The sequence below is a fragment of the Lichenibacterium ramalinae genome (assembly GCF_004137085.1).
In the GTDB taxonomy this organism is placed as follows: domain Bacteria; phylum Pseudomonadota; class Alphaproteobacteria; order Rhizobiales; family Beijerinckiaceae; genus Lichenihabitans; species Lichenihabitans ramalinae.
The window spans coordinates 76,142-91,113 of record NZ_QYBC01000020.1 but is presented as its reverse complement, the minus strand read 5'-3'; the positions used below and the strand labels follow the sequence as shown (position 1 = coordinate 91,113).

13 protein-coding genes are annotated in these 14,972 nt (G+C 71.7%); 8 read left to right on the top strand and 5 right to left on the bottom strand.

Features of this window, described 5'->3' with window-relative positions; all coding sequences use genetic code 11:
- Positions 1-139: 139 nt before the first annotated feature.
- Positions 140-463, top strand: coding sequence for an SH3 domain-containing protein (locus tag D3272_RS21215; RefSeq protein ID WP_129221211.1), 324 nt, complete (start codon positions 140-142; stop codon positions 461-463).
- A 16-nt stretch (positions 464-479) separates the two neighbouring features.
- Here the strand turns inward: D3272_RS21215 and dnaE are convergent, their stop codons facing one another.
- Together dnaE and D3272_RS21205 are read right to left on the bottom strand one after the other, a co-directional pair.
- Positions 480-3,959, bottom strand: a complete 3,480-nt coding sequence (gene dnaE, locus D3272_RS21210; protein ID WP_129221210.1) for a DNA polymerase III subunit alpha — start codon at positions 3,957-3,959, stop codon at positions 480-482.
- Positions 3,960-4,236: 277 nt separating this feature from the next.
- Positions 4,237-4,521, bottom strand: coding sequence for a GCG_CRPN prefix-to-repeats domain-containing protein (locus D3272_RS21205; RefSeq protein ID WP_129221209.1), 285 nt, complete (start codon positions 4,519-4,521; stop codon positions 4,237-4,239).
- 325 nt (positions 4,522-4,846) lie between these two features.
- Between D3272_RS21205 and D3272_RS21200 the strand changes: the two genes are divergently transcribed.
- Positions 4,847-5,980, top strand: coding sequence for a ceramide glucosyltransferase (locus D3272_RS21200; protein WP_129221208.1), 1,134 nt, complete (start codon positions 4,847-4,849; stop codon positions 5,978-5,980).
- Between the two features lie 51 nt (positions 5,981-6,031).
- On the opposite strand, the gene D3272_RS21195 is transcribed toward D3272_RS21200, so the two are convergent.
- Positions 6,032-7,453, bottom strand: a complete 1,422-nt coding sequence (locus tag D3272_RS21195; protein ID WP_129221207.1) for a class II 3-deoxy-7-phosphoheptulonate synthase — start codon at positions 7,451-7,453, stop codon at positions 6,032-6,034.
- A gap of 228 nt (positions 7,454-7,681) precedes the next feature.
- Here D3272_RS21195 and D3272_RS21190 point away from each other — a divergent pair, with 228 nt between their 5' ends.
- The 3 genes from D3272_RS21190 (at position 7,682) to D3272_RS21180 (ending at position 10,741) form a co-directional block, all read left to right on the top strand.
- A complete protein-coding gene (locus D3272_RS21190) occupies positions 7,682-8,308 on the top strand; it encodes a carbonic anhydrase (RefSeq protein WP_129221206.1) in 627 nt (208 codons plus the stop codon).
- 328 nt (positions 8,309-8,636) lie between these two features.
- On the top strand, positions 8,637-9,833 hold the full coding sequence (locus D3272_RS21185) for an MFS transporter (RefSeq protein WP_129221205.1): 1,197 nt from the start codon (positions 8,637-8,639) through the stop codon (positions 9,831-9,833).
- 59 nt (positions 9,834-9,892) lie between these two features.
- The gene (locus tag D3272_RS21180) at positions 9,893-10,741 is read left to right on the top strand and encodes a branched-chain amino acid aminotransferase (RefSeq protein ID WP_129221204.1); all 849 of its coding nucleotides are present in this window, start codon (positions 9,893-9,895) and stop codon (positions 10,739-10,741) included.
- A gap of 65 nt (positions 10,742-10,806) precedes the next feature.
- On the opposite strand, the gene D3272_RS21175 is transcribed toward D3272_RS21180, so the two are convergent.
- Positions 10,807-11,517 carry a glutamine amidotransferase-related protein gene (locus D3272_RS21175; RefSeq protein WP_129221203.1) on the bottom strand — a complete coding sequence of 237 codons (711 nt, stop codon included), beginning with the start codon at positions 11,515-11,517 and terminating at the stop codon, positions 10,807-10,809.
- Between the two features lie 107 nt (positions 11,518-11,624).
- On the bottom strand, positions 11,625-12,470 hold the full coding sequence (locus tag D3272_RS21170) for a hypothetical protein (RefSeq protein WP_129221202.1): 846 nt from the start codon (positions 12,468-12,470) through the stop codon (positions 11,625-11,627).
- 98 nt (positions 12,471-12,568) lie between these two features.
- Between D3272_RS21170 and D3272_RS21165 the strand changes: the two genes are divergently transcribed.
- The 3 genes from D3272_RS21165 to D3272_RS21155 are packed head-to-tail and all read left to right on the top strand — an operon-like array spanning position 12,569 to position 14,913.
- Positions 12,569-12,841, top strand: coding sequence for an acyl carrier protein (locus D3272_RS21165; protein ID WP_129221201.1), 273 nt, complete (start codon positions 12,569-12,571; stop codon positions 12,839-12,841).
- Positions 12,801-14,186, top strand: coding sequence for an AMP-binding protein (locus D3272_RS21160; protein WP_129221200.1), 1,386 nt, complete (start codon positions 12,801-12,803; stop codon positions 14,184-14,186). Before D3272_RS21165 ends, D3272_RS21160 begins: the two co-directional genes overlap by 41 nt.
- A complete protein-coding gene (locus tag D3272_RS21155; RefSeq protein WP_129221199.1) occupies positions 14,179-14,913 on the top strand; it encodes an SDR family NAD(P)-dependent oxidoreductase in 735 nt (244 codons plus the stop codon). The genes D3272_RS21160 and D3272_RS21155 overlap by 8 nt, the downstream gene beginning before the upstream one ends.
- The last annotated feature ends 59 nt before the right edge of the window (positions 14,914-14,972 follow it).

Sequence of the window (14,972 nt, the reverse complement as noted above, 5' to 3'; positions counted from 1 at the left end):
CGGCGTCGTCGGGGCTGCCGACCCGCAATCTCCCGGAGGTCGAGCCCGCGGCACCGGCGCGGCTCTGAACCTAGCCGCCCGGCGTCACGTTGGGGAGGGGATCGTCGGCATTCCGCCCACGACAGAGGCCGAGATCGCCATGCGCCTGCCGAACGCCCTGCCCCGCCTCGCCGCCCTCGCCCTGCTCCTGGCCCCGATCTTGGCCCCGCTCGGGGCCAGCCCCGCCGAGGCCGCCACCTACCGGCGCGTGATCGCCGTCGCGCCGGGCCACGTCGCCTGGATGCACCGCGCCCCCGATCCCGCCTCCCCGAAGGTCGGCTATCTCAAGTCCGGGGCCCTGCGGGTCGTCACGCTGGGCTGCCGCAAGCTCGCCAAGGGCGGCTGGTGCCGCGTCGAACGCCGCGGCACCCGCGGCTGGGTGCGGGACCGCTATCTCGCGACCGGCGCCGTGATGCGCGGCTGAAGCCGCCCGGCCTGCCCTACAGGTTCTCGACCTGCGTCACCCCGGCCAGCACCCGGAGGGCATTGGCGACTTCGGGCGACACGGCGAAGCGCTCGCGCAGCTTCACCTCCACCTCGCGCCGGCCGCCGTCGGACGGCACCCGGAAGCAGACTTCGCCATCGCCGCGCCGCGTCAGCGTCGATGCGATGGCGCCGATCGGCCCGGCGTCGCGCAGGTGGATGCGCAGGCCCTTGCCGATGCGGCAGGCGGCCTGTTCCAGCCCCTCGGCCTTGACGATCCGCACCCGGACCTCGTCGCCCTCCGCGCTGGCCTGCACGTCGAGCAGCACGGCATTGCCCTTCTCGAACAGGTCCCGGTAGGTGTTCAGCGTTTCCTGGAACATGATGGCCTCGTATTGGCCCGTCGGATCGGACAGGTTGACGATGCCGATCTTGTTGCCGGATTTCGTGCGGCGCTCGTTGCGGTCGAGCACGGTGGCGGCGAGCCGGGCGCCGGACGCGCCGGCCTTCACGGCGCGGGCGAAGTTCGCCCACCGTTCCACCTTCAACCGGTCCAGCACGCGGCCGTAATCGTCGAGCGGGTGGCCCGACAGGAAGAAGCCGATGGCGTCGAACTCGCGCTTCAGCCGCTGCGCGGCCGGCCAGGACCGGGTCCGGTCGAGGCGCAGCGTGGGGACCTCGTCGGCGCCGCCGAACAGCGCGCTCTGCCCCGCCTGGCGCTCGCCGTGGATGCGGTTGGCCTCCGCCATCATGGTCTCGATGCCGCCGAACACCACGGCGCGGTCCTCCTCCAGCTCGTCGAAGGCCCCGGCGGCGGCGAGGCTTTCCAGCACCTTCTTGTTGACCTCCCGCGGGTTGATGCGGGCCGCGAAGTCGCCGAGGCCGGCGAAGGGCTTGCCGCCCCGCGCCCGCACCAGCGCCGCCACCTGGCCCTCGCCCGCACCCTTCACGGCGGACAGCGCGTAGCGGATGGTGCGCTTCTCGGCATCGACCTCGAAGTCGACGCCCGACAGGTTCACCGACGGCGGCTCGACCGTGATCTTCAGCCGCTGCGCTTCCTGGCGGAATTCGGACAGCTTGTCGGTATTGGCCTTGTCGAGCGTCATCGAGGCGGCCAGGAACTCGACCGGGTAGTTCGCCTTGAGGAAGGCGGTCTGGTAGGAGATCAGCGCGTAGGCGGCGGCGTGGCTCTTGTTGAAGCCGTAGTCGGCGAACTTCGCCAGGAGGTCGAAGATCTCGTCGGCCTTGGCCCGGGGGACGTCGCGCTCGACGGCGCCGTCGACGAAGCGGACGCGCTGGGCGTCCATCTCGGCCTTGATCTTCTTGCCCATGGCGCGGCGGAGCATGTCGGCCTCGCCGAGCGAATATCCCGACAGGACCTGCGCGGCCTGCATCACCTGCTCCTGGTAGATGATGACGCCGAAGGTTTCCTTCAGCACGGGCTCGAGCTTCGGATGCGGGTATTCCGGCACCTCCTCGCCGAGCTTGCGGGCGCAATAGACCGGGATGTTGGCCATGGGCCCGGGCCGGTAGAGGGCGACGAGCGCGATGATGTCCTCGAGCCGGTCCGCCTTCATCTCGGCCAGCGCCTTGCGCATGCCGACCGATTCCACCTGGAACACCCCGACGGTCTCGCCCCGGCCCAGCATGGCGTAGGAGGGCGCGTCGTCGAGCGGGATCTTGGAGATGTCGAGCCTGATGCCGCGCTGCGCGATGAGCTTCAGGCACACGTCGATCACCGTCAGCGTCTTCAGGCCGAGGAAGTCGAACTTCACGAGGCCGGCCGGCTCCACCCATTTCATGTTGAACTGGGTCGCCGGCATGTCGGACTTGGGGTCCTTGTACAGGGGCACGAGCTCGTGCAGGGGCCGGTCGCCGATGACGATGCCGGCGGCGTGGGTCGAGGCGTTGGAATAGAGCCCCTCCAGCGTCCGCGAGATGGCGAGGAGCTTCTCGACCTTCTCGTCCTCGGCGGCGGCTTCCTGCAGCCGCGGCTCGCCCTCGATGGCCTGGGCCAGCGTGACGGGGTTGGCGGGGTTCTGGGGGACGAGCTTGGCCAGCTTGTCGACCTGGCCGAGCGGCATCTCCAGCACGCGCCCGACGTTGCGCAGCACGCCGCGCGCCAGGAAGGACCCGAACGTCACGATCTGCGCCACGCGGTCGAGCCCGTAGCGGTGGCGGACGTATTGTATCACCTCCTCGCGCCGCGTCTGGCAGAAGTCGATGTCGAAATCCGGCATCGAGATGCGCTCGGGGTTCAGGAAGCGCTCGAACAGCAGCCCGAAGCGCATCGGGTCGAGGTCCGTCACGGTGAGGGCATAGGCGACGAGCGATCCCGCGCCCGAGCCGCGGCCCGGCCCGACCGGGATGTCGTGGGCCTTGGCCCATTTGATGAAGTCCGACACGATGAGGAAGTAGCCGGGGAACTTCATCTTCGAGATGACGTCGAGCTCGAAGGCGAGGCGCTGGTCGTAGTCGTCCTCGGCGAAGCCCGGGGCCGGGCCATGGGCGGCGAGCCGCGCCGCGAGGCCCGTGGCGGCCTGCTCGCGCAGCGCCGCCTCGGCGTCGAGCACGGTCCCGTCGGGGGCGGTGTAATTGGGCAGGATGGGCTTGCGGGTGCGCGGCCGGTAGGAACAGCGGCGCGCGATCTCGACCGTGTTGGCGGTCGCCTCCGGCAGGTCGGCGAAGAGCGCCACCATCTCGGCCCGCGTCCGGAAGCGGTGCTCCGGCGACAGCTGACGTCGGTCGGGCGTGCCCAGCACCTGCCCTTCCGCGATGCAGATCAGCGCGTCATGCGCCTCGTGGTCCGACGTGGCGGCGAAGAAGGGCTCGTTGGTGGCGACGAGGCGCAGGCGCCGGCCATAGGCGAGATCGAGAAGCTGGCCCTCGATGCGCTTCTCCTCCGGCAGGCCGTGGCGCTGCAGCTCGACGTAGACGTCGCTGTCGCCGAAGAGCGCGACCAGCCGGTCGAGGCGGGCCGCCGCCGGCTCCGGCTTGCCCAAGGCCAGCACGCGGTCGATGGCGCCGTTGGGCCCGCCCGTGAGCAGGATCAGACCTTCCGTGCCGAGGTCCAGACGGTCGAGGGCGATGTGCGGCTCGTCCCCGGGCTCGGGCCGCGTATAAGCTTCGGACGCCAGGCGCATCAGGTTGGTGTAGCCGACCTCGCTCGCCGCCAGGATCACCACGGCGCCGCGGGCGTTGCGCGCCACGTCGCGGCCGAACAGGGCGCCGTCGCCGAAGTCGACCGTCAGCTGGATGCCGGTGATGGGCTGAACGCCCTCCTTCGACAGCTTCTCGGAGAATTCGAGCGCGCCGAAGAGGTTGTTGGTGTCGGTGATGGCGAGCGCCGGCATGGCGTCGGCCACGGCCAGCTTCGTCAGCTTGGCGATGGTCAGCGCCCCCTCGCGCAGCGAGAAGGACGTGTGGACGTGCAGGTGAACGAAGCCGGGCCCGGTGGTCGTCGTCACTGTGAGCCCCCTCGCGTCGTCGAGCGGCATTCCATGCGCCGGCCGGAGCCGCGAGTCGAGGGGCGGTGGCGGTCCGTGCACAGCGGCATGGCGGCCCGCCTCAGGGCCAATGCGCCAGCATGGCGACGCAGCACAGGAAGGCCGCCAGGGCCAGGAGTTCGACGGCATCGGCCGCCAAGCGTCGCAACATGGAATGATCCTCCGGCCTCCTCGGGCCGAAGCATTTTCGTTCTTGTTTTGTTCTAGATCAAGGCAAGGCGCGCGCCCTCGAGCGCGCGCCGTCCGACGTGGTTAACGAAACTGCCGTTCAGCGGCAAACGCGGTGCGGCAGCGGCAGCAGCACCGTGCGGCAGAACGGGCGGCGCACGAAGGGGCGGACCAACGGGCGCACGAAGGGCCGGCGGAACCCGTTCGGGCGGCAGCCGAGGAGCGGGCCGCGGTGGAAGCCGGGGCCGCAGCCGCCGGCGACGAGGGTCACGCCGGCATCGGGGCCGGCCACCGGCGCGGTGGCGACCGGGAAGGCTTCGGCCGACAACGGCAGGGCGGCGATGATGACGGCGGCGGCGGCCGCGAGCCTGATGGTCTTGAGCATGTCCTCACCCCTTGGGATCGAGCGGTCCGCGGCGGCGGCGTGCCACGCGGATCGGGGTTGATTAGCCCGGAAAGTCTGCACCGTCGATGAACGCGGCCCGCCGCGATGTCGCCCGGTTTTCGCCACCGCTCGCTGACGGATCGTCGCAGTTCCCGTGTTTCTGCGGCAACACGACGTCGCCGCCGCGGAGCTTCCGTGCCCATCGGCTGGACTTGCCGCCTCGATTCGGGCAGGCAACCTGCGGGGCGACCGCGGGTTTTCCCGGGCCGGGACATGGGATCGCGGCGCCGGGAGCGGGCGACAGGGGCGGCAGGGAAGGTCGATCATGACGGTAGCCGAATGCGCGGCGGGTTTTTCGGTTCTGATGACGGGCGCGCAGCTGTTCAGCACCGGTGTCGCGGCCTATCGCTGCCGCAAGATCCCCGAAGCCTTCCCGGTTCCCCACGACGCTCCCCCGGTCAGCCTCATGCGCCCCGTGTGCGGCATGGACAATTTCGAGGAGGAGACGCTCGGCTCGAGCTTCCGGCTCGACTACCCGCATTACGAGCTGATCTTCTGCTGCGAGGAGGCGGACGACCCGGTCCTGCCGCTGATCCGTCGCCTCATCGCCGCGCATCCGCACGTCCAGAGCCGCATCCTCGTCGGGCGCGACGACATCAGCGCCAACCCCAAGCTCAACAATTGCGTCAAGGGCTGGCACGGCGCCGCCCATGACTGGATCATCATGGCGGATTCCAACGTCCTGATGCCGCCCGACTACATCCAGCGCCTGCTCAAGCGCTACCGGCCCGACACCGGCCTCGTCTGCTCGACGCCGATCGGCTCGCGGCCGCAGAGCTTCTGGGCCGAGGTCGAATGCGGCTTCCTCAACACCCTCCAGGCGCGCTGGCAATATGCCGCCGAAGCCATCGGATTCGGCTTCGCCCAGGGCAAGTCCATGCTGTGGCACCGGCCGGTGCTCGACGGCCACGGCTCCATCGAGGCGCTGGGGGCCGAGATCGCCGAGGACGCCGCCGCCACCAAGCTGGTACGGCGCCAGGGGCTCAAGGTGGGGCTCGCCGACAATCCTTTCGAGCAGCCGCTCGGCCGCAGGACCTTCGCCGAGGTCTGGGGGCGTCAGCTCCGGTGGGCGCGGCTGCGGCGCGTGACCTTCCTGCCCTTCTTCCTGCTGGAAGTCTTCGTGGGCTGCCTGTTCCCCTCGCTCGCCGCCGCCTTCGCGGCCGCGGCCTACGGCTACGACCCGGTGCTGGCGGGTTTGGCGGTGGCGGCGGTGTGGATGGCGGCCGAAGCCGTCCTGGCCTGGTCGGCGGGCTGGCGCCTGACCTGGGCGTCCCCCTTCATCTGGCTGCTGCGGGACTGCCTCCTGCCGTTCCTGTTCACCACGGCACTGCTCACCGACGACTTCGTCTGGCGCGGCAATTCCATGACGGTGAAGGAAGAAGAGGCCAAAGTCGGCTGACGGCCGAAGTCGGCTGACGGCACGCCGCCGCGGGGGCGGCGTGCCGCCGTCTCACTCGGCGGCGTCGGCCCGCGGCAGCGTGGTGCGGCCCCGGCGCCCAGCCTTCAGCAGCTCGGCGACCAGGAACGCCACCTCGATCGACTGCTCGGCATTGAGGCGCGGATCGCAATAGGTGTGGTAGCGGTCGTGCAGGTCGGTGTCGGAGATGGCGCGGGCCCCGCCCGTGCATTCCGTCACGTTCTTGCCCGTCATCTCGAGGTGGATGCCGCCCGGCACGGTGCCCTCGGCCGCGTGCACGTCGAAGAAGCCGCGGATCTCGCCCATGATGCGGTCGAAGGGCCGGGTCTTGTAGCCGCTCGACGCCTTGATGGTGTTGCCGTGCATGGGGTCGCAGGACCACACGACCGTCCGGCCTTCGCGCTCCACCGCCCGCACCAGCGCCGGCAGGTGATCGCCGACCTTGTCGGCACCGAAGCGGCAGATCAGCGTCAGGCGCCCCGCCTCGTCGGCCGGGTTGAGCAGGTCGACCAGGCGCAGCAGGCCGTCGGCCGTCATCGACGGGCCGCATTTCAGGCCGATGGGGTTCTTGACCCCGCGAAAGAACTCCACGTGGGCACCGTCCGGCTGGCGGGTGCGGTCGCCGATCCAGATCATGTGGCCCGAGGTGGCGTAGCTGTCGCCCGAGGTCGAATCGACGCGCGCCAGGGCCTGTTCGTAGCCGAGCAGCAGCGCCTCGTGCGAGGTGTAGAACTCCGTCTGGCGCAGCTCCGGATGGTGCTCGGCGTCGAGCCCGATGGCCCGCATGAACTCGAGGCTTTCGGTCAGCCGGTCCGCCACCGCCGCATAGCGCGACGATTGCGGGCTGTCGGCCACGAAGCCCAGCATCCAGCGATGGGCGTTCTCGAGGTTGGCGTAGCCGCCGCCCGCGAAGGCGCGCAGCAGATTCAGCGTGGCGGCGGACTGGCGATAGGCGTCGAGCTGGCGCTTCGGGTCCGGCACCCGGGCGGCGGCCTCGAAGGCGATGTCGTTGACGATGTCGCCGCGGTAGCTCGGCAGTTCCACCCCGTCCACCGTCTCGGTCGGTGCCGAGCGCGGCTTGGCGAACTGCCCCGCGATGCGCCCCACCTTCACGACCGGCACGGCCCCGGCGAAGGTCAGCACCAGGGCCATCTGGAGGAACACGCGGAACGAGTCGCGGATGGTATCGGCGGCGTGTTCGGCGAAGGCCTCGGCGCAGTCCCCGCCCTGCAGCAGGAAGGCTTCGCCCCGGGCGACGGCACCGAGCGAGCGCTTGAGCTTGCGCGCCTCGCCGGCGAAGACGAGGGGCGGGAAGCCGGCGAGCTGCGCCTCCACGGCCGCGAGGGCGCCGGCGTCGGGATAGACCGGGGACTGTTCCACCGGCTTCGAGCGCCAGCTCGCAGGGGACCAGTCCGCCTGGGCGCCGCCCGCGAACAGCTTGCGATCGTCAACCATGACCCACCTCCCGCGGCGCCGATGTCCAGGCGCCAGCGGCCTTTCGCTTCATCCTTCGAGCGGGCGCTTATACACCAGCGCTGACGCGAATCCACAGCCGCCTCCGGTCATCGGCCCGCCGGCCGGCGGTGTCGGGACCTGGTTTTCACCCGGACCGGCACGAGGTATATCGGCGCGAAGGGGGCGGCGGGCCCGTCCGCAGCCCGGCGCGGATCTGGAGCGAAGGCCATGGCGACATTCACTGCCCCGGCGGGGACCCACCTGTCCCCCGACGAAGCCCTCGCCCTCCTCAAGGAGGGCAACCGTCAGTTCGTCGAGGGCGGGACCGTCCGCCCCCACCTCCTCGGCGCGGAACGCCGGGCGGCCCTGGCGCAGGAGCAGCGGCCCTTCTGCGTGCTGGTCGGCTGTTCGGACAGCCGCGTGTCGCCGGAACTGCTGTTCGGCCGCAGCCTCGGCGACCTCTTCATCGTCCGCAATGCCGGCAACGTCGTCGACCTCGCCGCCATGGGCAGCATCGAATACGGCGTGGCCGTGCTCGGGGCGCCGCTGGTCGTGGTGCTGGGGCACGAGCGCTGCGGCGCCGTGCAGGCGGCGCTCAACGTCGTCGAACGCGACACGGACTATCCCGGCAGCATCGGCCAGATGATCGAACCCATCCTGCCGGCCGTGCTGCGCGCCCGGCGCGAGGGCGACGGGGACGTCCTCGACCGCGCCGTCCGCCACAACGTCGCCCGCGTCGTCGCGCGGCTGCGCACCACCGAACAGATGCTGCAGGAGCCCCAGCGCCTGGGCCGCCTCAAGATCGTGGGGGCGCGATACGACCTCGACGACGGCGTGGTCGAGTTCTTCGACTGAGGGCGCGTGCCCCAACGCCCTCGACCCGGACGTCGACGCGGGATCCGCCATGGTGTCGGAGGGCGTCGGGGCGCACCTGCGGGACGGTGACGGGCCCTGACGCCGCGGCGCCAGCCCCGCCCGCACAGGCTCCTGCACGGCTTCCCGCCGGGCCGCCCAGACCGCGGCCCGGAATCCACACTTGGGGGAAAAGCCCGCGGGCGGCGCGATCCGTTCGCCCACCAACATGTTTCCGCCGCCTTGAAGGACGCAAGACGGGCCGGGCCGGGCGATCCTCGCCCCTGCCCCCGGCCCCACGCGGCCGCGCCTCCCCGACCCCAGCAGGCCGATGTCCGCCGCCGTCTCCTCCATCGCCGCCCTCCTGTCCTCCGTCCTGGTGCTGATCGCCGGCAACGGGCTCATCAACACGCTGGTGCCGTTGCGCGGCAAGCTGGAAGGGTTCCCCGACCTGGCCCTCGGCCTGCTCGGCTCGGCCTATTTCGCCGGCATGCTGGCGGGCACGCTGGCGGCCCCGGGCCTCATCGCCCGCGCCGGCTACATCAGGGCCTTCGCGGCCTTCGTGGCCGGCGCCGTGATCCTGACGCTGATCTACCCGGCGGCCGTCCACCCCGCCGTCTGGGTCGGGCTGCGCTACGGGCTCGGCTTCGTCTTCTCGGGCTTCTATGCCGTGATCGAGGCGTGGCTGAGCGACAAGTCCGACAACGCCAACCGCGGGCGCATCTACGCCACCTACCAGGTCGTCACCTACGGGGCGACGGCCGCCGGGCAGGAGATGCTGGCCGTCATCGACCCCCATTCGGCGACGCTGTTCTCCATCACGGCGGGCCTCTTCGCCCTGGCCATGCTGCCCATGGCCTTCACCCAGGCCGAGCCGCCGCCCAAGCCCCGCACCGTCAGCCTGCGCCTGCCCTGGCTGATCCGGACGGCCCCGGTCGCCGCCGTCGCCTCCTTCGCGATCGGCTGCGCCAACGGCTCGTTCTGGGCGCTGGCGCCGGTCTACGGCCTGAGCCTCGGCTTCGCTTCCGGCGGCGTCGCGGGGTTCATCACGGCCGTCATCATCGGGACGGCACTGGCCCTCTATCCGGTGGGCCGCTTCTCCGACCGCGCCGACCGGCGCCTCGTGCTGATCGGTTTCTCGGCCGTGGGGGCCCTCGCCGAGGTGGCCCTGGCGCTGGGGTCGACGCTGCCCTACGGCCTCGTGTGCGGGCTCGGCTTCGCGGTGGGCGCCACCACCATGGTGCTCTACACGCTGGCGGTGTCGCATGCCAACGACCGGGCGGGGCCGGCCCATGCCGTCACGGTCTCGTCGGGCATCCTGTTCCTGTACTGCGTCGGCGCGATCCTGGCGCCGGTCCTGGCCTCCGCCCTAATGGCGCGCTACGGCGCGGCGGCGCTCTTCGTGCAGAATGCCGTGACGCACGGCGCCCTCGCGGCCTTCGCGCTGTGGCGGGTCGTGGTGCGGGGCCGCGGCGCGGTGCTGCGGCGCCAGCCGATGCTGAGCGAGATCGAGCCCGGCCGGGGTTGAGGCTTCGGTGACGCTTCGTCCCTAGGCTGCCGGCCTCGGTCGCGCGCGGGAGCCGCCCAATGCATTCGCCAACCTGGACCTTCCTCGACGGAACCTGGCACGAGGGCAACGTGCCCATGATGGGGGTGCGGACCCACGGCGCCTGGATGGCCTCGTCGGTCTTCGACGGCGCGCGCGCCTTCGAGGGCGTGACGCCGGACCTCGACCTCCACTGCCGCCGCATCAACGCCTCCGCCGAGGCCTTCGGGCTCGACCCCGTCGTGCCGGCCGAGACCTGGGCGGAGCTGGCCCGTGCCGGGGTGGCGCGCTTCGGGGCGACGCCCGCGCTCTACATCCGCCCCATGTACTGGGCCGAGGGCGGCTATGGCGGCGGCGTGCTGTTCGACCCCGCCACGACGCGCTGGTGCCTCAGCGTCTACGAGGCCCCCATGCCCCGGCCCGCCGGGCTCGCCATCACGCTGTCGCCCTTCCGGCGCCCGACGCCCGAGACGGCGCCGGTCGAGGCCAAGGCGGGCTGCCTCTACCCCAACGGCGCCCGCGCGCTGGCGGAAGCCAAGCGGCGCGGCTTCGACAATTGCGTGATGCGCGACGGGCTCGGCCACGTGGCCGAACTCGCCAACGCCAACCTCTTCACCGTCAAGGACGGCACCGTCTTCACGCCCGCCCCCAACGGCACCTTCCTGGCCGGCATCACGCGGGCACGGGTCATCGGCCTGCTGCGGGGCGCCGGGCTGACCGTGGTGGAAGCCACGATGGACTATGCCGACGTCGCCGCCGCCGACGAGGTCTTCACCTCGGGCAACTTCTCGAAGGTCGTGCCCGTCACCCGCGTCGACGACCGCATGCTCCAGCCCGGCCCCGTCGCGGCGCGGGCGCGGCAGCTCTACTGGGACTTCGCCCACGCCTGAGGCGAGACGGCCCGGGCCGCACGGCTCGGCATCGGTGGATGGCTTGAACCTTCATCCGCCAGGTCTCAGGGCCGATCGAGGAAGGCCCGGATCCAGCCGGCGACGCGCGGCGCGTCGCTCGGCGCGGCGAGGCTCGCCAGCATGCGGTCCGCCGCGCCGTCCGGCAGGTGGGGCCGCCGCAGTTCCACCAGGGCTTCCGCCATGCCGCGTTCGAACTCGGGATGGAACTGGAACGACAGGGCCTGCCCGCCCGCGTAGAGCAGCGCCGCATGGGGCGTGAAGCCGCTGGCGGCGAGCACGGTGGCGCCGTCCGGCGCCACCACCACCTGGTCCTGGTGGGAGGCCGCGACGGCGAGGTCCCGGGCGGCGTCACCGGCATCGCCCGCCATCCAGGGCTCGGCGCGCGTCACGGCGTAGCGGTGCAGTCCCAGGCCCCAGCCCTTGTCGCTCTTCTCCACGCGGCCGCCCAGGGCCTGCGCCATGATCTGGTGACCGAAGCACAGGCCGACCATCCGGGCGCGGCCCTGGGCGGACCTGATGAAGGCTTCGAGCGGGGGGATCCACGGCAGGGCCTCGTAGGCGCCGGCCGACGAGCCGGTGACGAGGTAGGCGTCGTGGTCCTCGGGCCGGGTCGGGAGTTCGCCGCTGCGGGCCGTGTAGGTGCGGTAGCGGTAGCGGTCGCCCAGCATGCGGCGCACCATGGCGTCGTAGCGGCCGAAGCGCGCCGCGAGATCGGTCGGCGGCAGGCCGGTCTCGAGGATGCCGATGCTGGTCATGGAAGCCTCGAATTGGGGAGATGTGCCGAGCCTGTGCCCGAATGCCCTCGGACAGGACTGCGAGCGTTCTCGTCGGTTCGGGCACCGGTGCCTTTATCCCCGGACGCTCACGCGCCGAAGATCACCCGCTCGGTATAGCTGAGGTCGCCGAGGCGCGGCGGGTTGGGGCCGCGGAAGTAGCGGCGCCCGCGCCGGACGTGGCGCAGGACCGGCGGCCCGCCGGGCTCCGGCGGGGCGTCCATCACCAGCCCGAGGCTGCCGCGCGTCGCCAGGGCGGCGCCGAGGGCGGCGGCGAAGCGCGACACGGCGGCGATGTCGCGGCAGAAGATCAGCTGCATGAGGGGGAGCGGCACGCGGCCCGACCGGGCCTGGAAGGGCAGGAACACGAAGGGGTGCAGCCCGTCGGCGGCCTCGACCGTGAGGACGTGGCAGCCGTAGCCCGCATGGTCGGCGAGCAGCCCGGCCTCGGGCAGGTCCCGCCACGCCGCGGCGTCGCGCCGGACGCGGACCCGCTCGCGGGCGCGGGCCAGCAGCGGCAGAACCACATATTGGCCGACGGCATAGGTCGAGAACCCCTGGGCCTCGATGGTGGCCCAGGTGTGGGGCGCCGGGGAGATGTTGGTATAGGTCACGTCGCGCCGCTTCAAAGCGGAGGCCACGAGCAGCGGCGCCTGCATGCGGAAGGCGGGGTCCACCGTCCAGCTCGACAGGTTGCAGCGCAGCGTGAGCGTGTCCCCCGCCGCGACGCCGTCATACAGCATGAGCGACACGCCGACCGGCCCGGAGCCGGCTTCGAGCAGGAAGCCGAAGCGTGGGCACCCCGTCAGGCTCGGCCGCTGCCCCATGCGCCGCAGGCCGCGCTCCCAGTGCCCCCGGTCGCGCCCCGGGAAGCCCCGGACCAGGGCATCGACGACCCCGGGAAGGTCCGCCTCCACGATTTCCCGACGTCGCACCCGCGGTTGCACATCGTTCACCATGACGACCCGTTCGCATTGTTTGGACGGCATCGCATGGTAGCCTGTCCGCTGTCGATATGGGGGAACTATAGCCGATGGACATGCAGTCGGTCATCACCGCGGCGATCGAGGCCGTGGCGGCGGAACAGGGCAAGACGCTGAGGCCTTTGACGGACGACCTCGTGCTGCTGGAGTCGGGGCTCGACTCGCTGTGCTTCGCCATCCTGGTGACGCGGCTCGAGGACGAGGTCGGCTTCGACCCCTTCACGCTGTCGGACGACGTCTACTTCCCCGTCACGCTCGGCGATTTCATCCGGTTCTACGACGATGCAGCACGCAGCCAAGCCGCTCCGACGCTGGCTGCTTGAGGCCGAGCGGGGTCGGGGTCGGGCGCTCCTGGCGCCGGGCACCCGCCTGACGCTCGACGCGCTCGCCGACACCACCGGCCTGGGCGCGCTCCGCGGCGCCCTGGCGGACCGGAACGTGCTGGTCAGCACCGGAAGCCAGCTCGCGGCCGCCGAGGCCCTGGTCGAGCTCGACGGGCTCGCGCGCCGCATCGTCCTGGCGCCGCCGGACCTGAAGCCCACCGACATCCCGGCCGTGATGGCGGGCGCCGGCATCGACGCCGTGCTGTGCGACGGGGATCACCCCGGTTTCGGCCCGGACGTGCTGATCGCCGTGCCCGGGCCTCGCGTGCCGCTGCCCGATGCCGCCGCGGCCGAAGTCCGTGACACCGAATGGGTGCTGCTGACCTCCGGCACGACGGGCCTGCCCAAGATGGTGGCCCACAGCCGGGCCGGGCTGATCGGCGCCATCGACCCTTCCGCCCTGGCCCCGGTCTGGGGCACCTTCTACGACATCCGGCGCTACGGCGGCCTGCAGATCCTGCTGCGGGCGCTCATCGGGGGCGGCTCCATGGTGCTGTCCCAGGCGGGCGAGCCGATGGCCGACCACATGGCGCGGCTCGCGGCCGCGGGCGTCACCCACCTGTCGGGCACGCCGTCCCACTGGCGCCGCGCCCTCATGACGCCCGAAACGGCGTCGATCGACCCGCGTGTCGTGCGGCTGTCGGGCGAGATCGCCGACCAGGCGGTGCTGGATTCGCTGCGCCGCGCCTTTCCGGGGGTGGCCGTCGGCCACGCCTACGCGTCGACGGAAGCGGGCGTCGGGTTCGAGGTGACGGACGGGCGGGAGGGCTTCCCCGCCGCCTTGCTCGACGCCGACGGGGCCGTGGCCATGAAGGTGGAGGACGGCTCGCTCCGCATCCGTTCGACCCGCACGGCCAGCCGCTACGTCGGCGGCACGGCCCGGGCGCTGGCGGACCGCGACGGCTTCGTCGACACCGACGATCTCGTCGAGCGCCGCGGGGACCGGATGCATTTCGTCGGCCGGCGCAGCGGCGTCATCAACGTCGGCGGGCTGAAGGTCCATCCGGAGGAGGTCGAGGCGGTGATCAACCGGCATGCCGGCGTGCGCATGTCCCTGGTCAAGGCGAAGAGCAACCCCATCACGGGTGCCATCGTGGTGGCCGACGTGGTGATCGAGCGGACCTTTCCCGACACCGACGCGGCCCGCGCCCAGGCCGGGCTCAAGGCCGAGATCCTGGACCTGTGCCGCGCCACGCTGCCCGCCCACAAAGTGCCCGTCCTGCTGCGCTTCGCCGATGCGCTGGCCGTGACGCCGGCCGGAAAGCTCGCCCGACACAATGCGTAACGTCATCGTCACCGGCGGCAGCCGCGGGCTCGGCCTGGGGATCGCCAGGACTCTCGCGGCCAGCGGCCACCGCGTGCTCGCGGTGGCGCGGCGGCCGAGCGAGGCCCTGTCGGCCGCGGCCGAGGCCGCAGCGGCGGAGGGCCGGGGCGAGATCCACTTCGTCCCGCTCGACCTCGCCGACATCGCCGCCATCCCGGAGATGGTGCAGGACCTGCGCCGCCGGCACGGCCCGCTCTTCGGCCTCGTCAACAATGCCGGCATCGGCACCGAGGGCATGCTGGCGACCATGCACAATTCGCAGATCGAGGCGCTGATCCGACTCAACACGGTGTCGCCCATCGTGCTGAGCAAATATGCCGTCCGGGGCATGCTGGCGGAGGGCCGGGGACGCGTCGTCAACATGTCGTCGATCATCGCCTCGACGGGCTACAACGGCCTGTCGGTCTACGGCGCCACCAAGGCGTCGCTGGTGGGCTTCACCAAGTCGCTGGCGCGCGAGGTCGGGCGGGCCGGCATCACGGTGAACGCGGTGGCGCCGGGCTTCGTCGAGACGGAGCTCACCGGTACGCTCGGCGAGGGCCAGCGCGAGCAGATCGCCAAGCGCAGCGCCATGAAGCGGCTGGTCGAGGTGGAGGACGTCGCCGCTGCCGTCGGCTTCCTGATGAGCGACGCCGCCCGCAACATCACCGGCACGGTGCTGACCGTGGACGCCGGCAACACCGCATAGCGACCGTCCGGCTTCGTCCCCAAGAGACCGGATGGCGACGTCGGATCCCGACGTCGCAT

What these genes read in the sequence shown, in the direction of transcription:
- D3272_RS21215 (WP_129221211.1), top strand. Translation starts at nt 140, where the DNA reads ATGCGCCTGCCGAACGCCCTGCCCCGCCTCGCCGCCCTCGCCCTGCTC.
- dnaE (WP_129221210.1), bottom strand. Translation starts at nt 3,959, where the DNA reads ATGCCGCTCGACGACGCGAGGGGGCTCACAGTGACGACGACCACCGGG.
- D3272_RS21205 (WP_129221209.1), bottom strand. Translation starts at nt 4,521, where the DNA reads ATGCTCAAGACCATCAGGCTCGCGGCCGCCGCCGCCGTCATCATCGCC.
- D3272_RS21200 (WP_129221208.1), top strand. Translation starts at nt 4,847, where the DNA reads ATGACGGTAGCCGAATGCGCGGCGGGTTTTTCGGTTCTGATGACGGGC.
- D3272_RS21195 (WP_129221207.1), bottom strand. Translation starts at nt 7,453, where the DNA reads ATGGTTGACGATCGCAAGCTGTTCGCGGGCGGCGCCCAGGCGGACTGG.
- D3272_RS21190 (WP_129221206.1), top strand. Translation starts at nt 7,682, where the DNA reads ATGGCGACATTCACTGCCCCGGCGGGGACCCACCTGTCCCCCGACGAA.
- D3272_RS21185 (WP_129221205.1), top strand. Translation starts at nt 8,637, where the DNA reads ATGTCCGCCGCCGTCTCCTCCATCGCCGCCCTCCTGTCCTCCGTCCTG.
- D3272_RS21180 (WP_129221204.1), top strand. Translation starts at nt 9,893, where the DNA reads ATGCATTCGCCAACCTGGACCTTCCTCGACGGAACCTGGCACGAGGGC.
- D3272_RS21175 (WP_129221203.1), bottom strand. Translation starts at nt 11,517, where the DNA reads ATGACCAGCATCGGCATCCTCGAGACCGGCCTGCCGCCGACCGATCTC.
- D3272_RS21165 (WP_129221201.1), top strand. Translation starts at nt 12,569, where the DNA reads ATGGACATGCAGTCGGTCATCACCGCGGCGATCGAGGCCGTGGCGGCG.
- D3272_RS21160 (WP_129221200.1), top strand. Translation starts at nt 12,801, where the DNA reads ATGCAGCACGCAGCCAAGCCGCTCCGACGCTGGCTGCTTGAGGCCGAG.
- D3272_RS21155 (WP_129221199.1), top strand. Translation starts at nt 14,179, where the DNA reads ATGCGTAACGTCATCGTCACCGGCGGCAGCCGCGGGCTCGGCCTGGGG.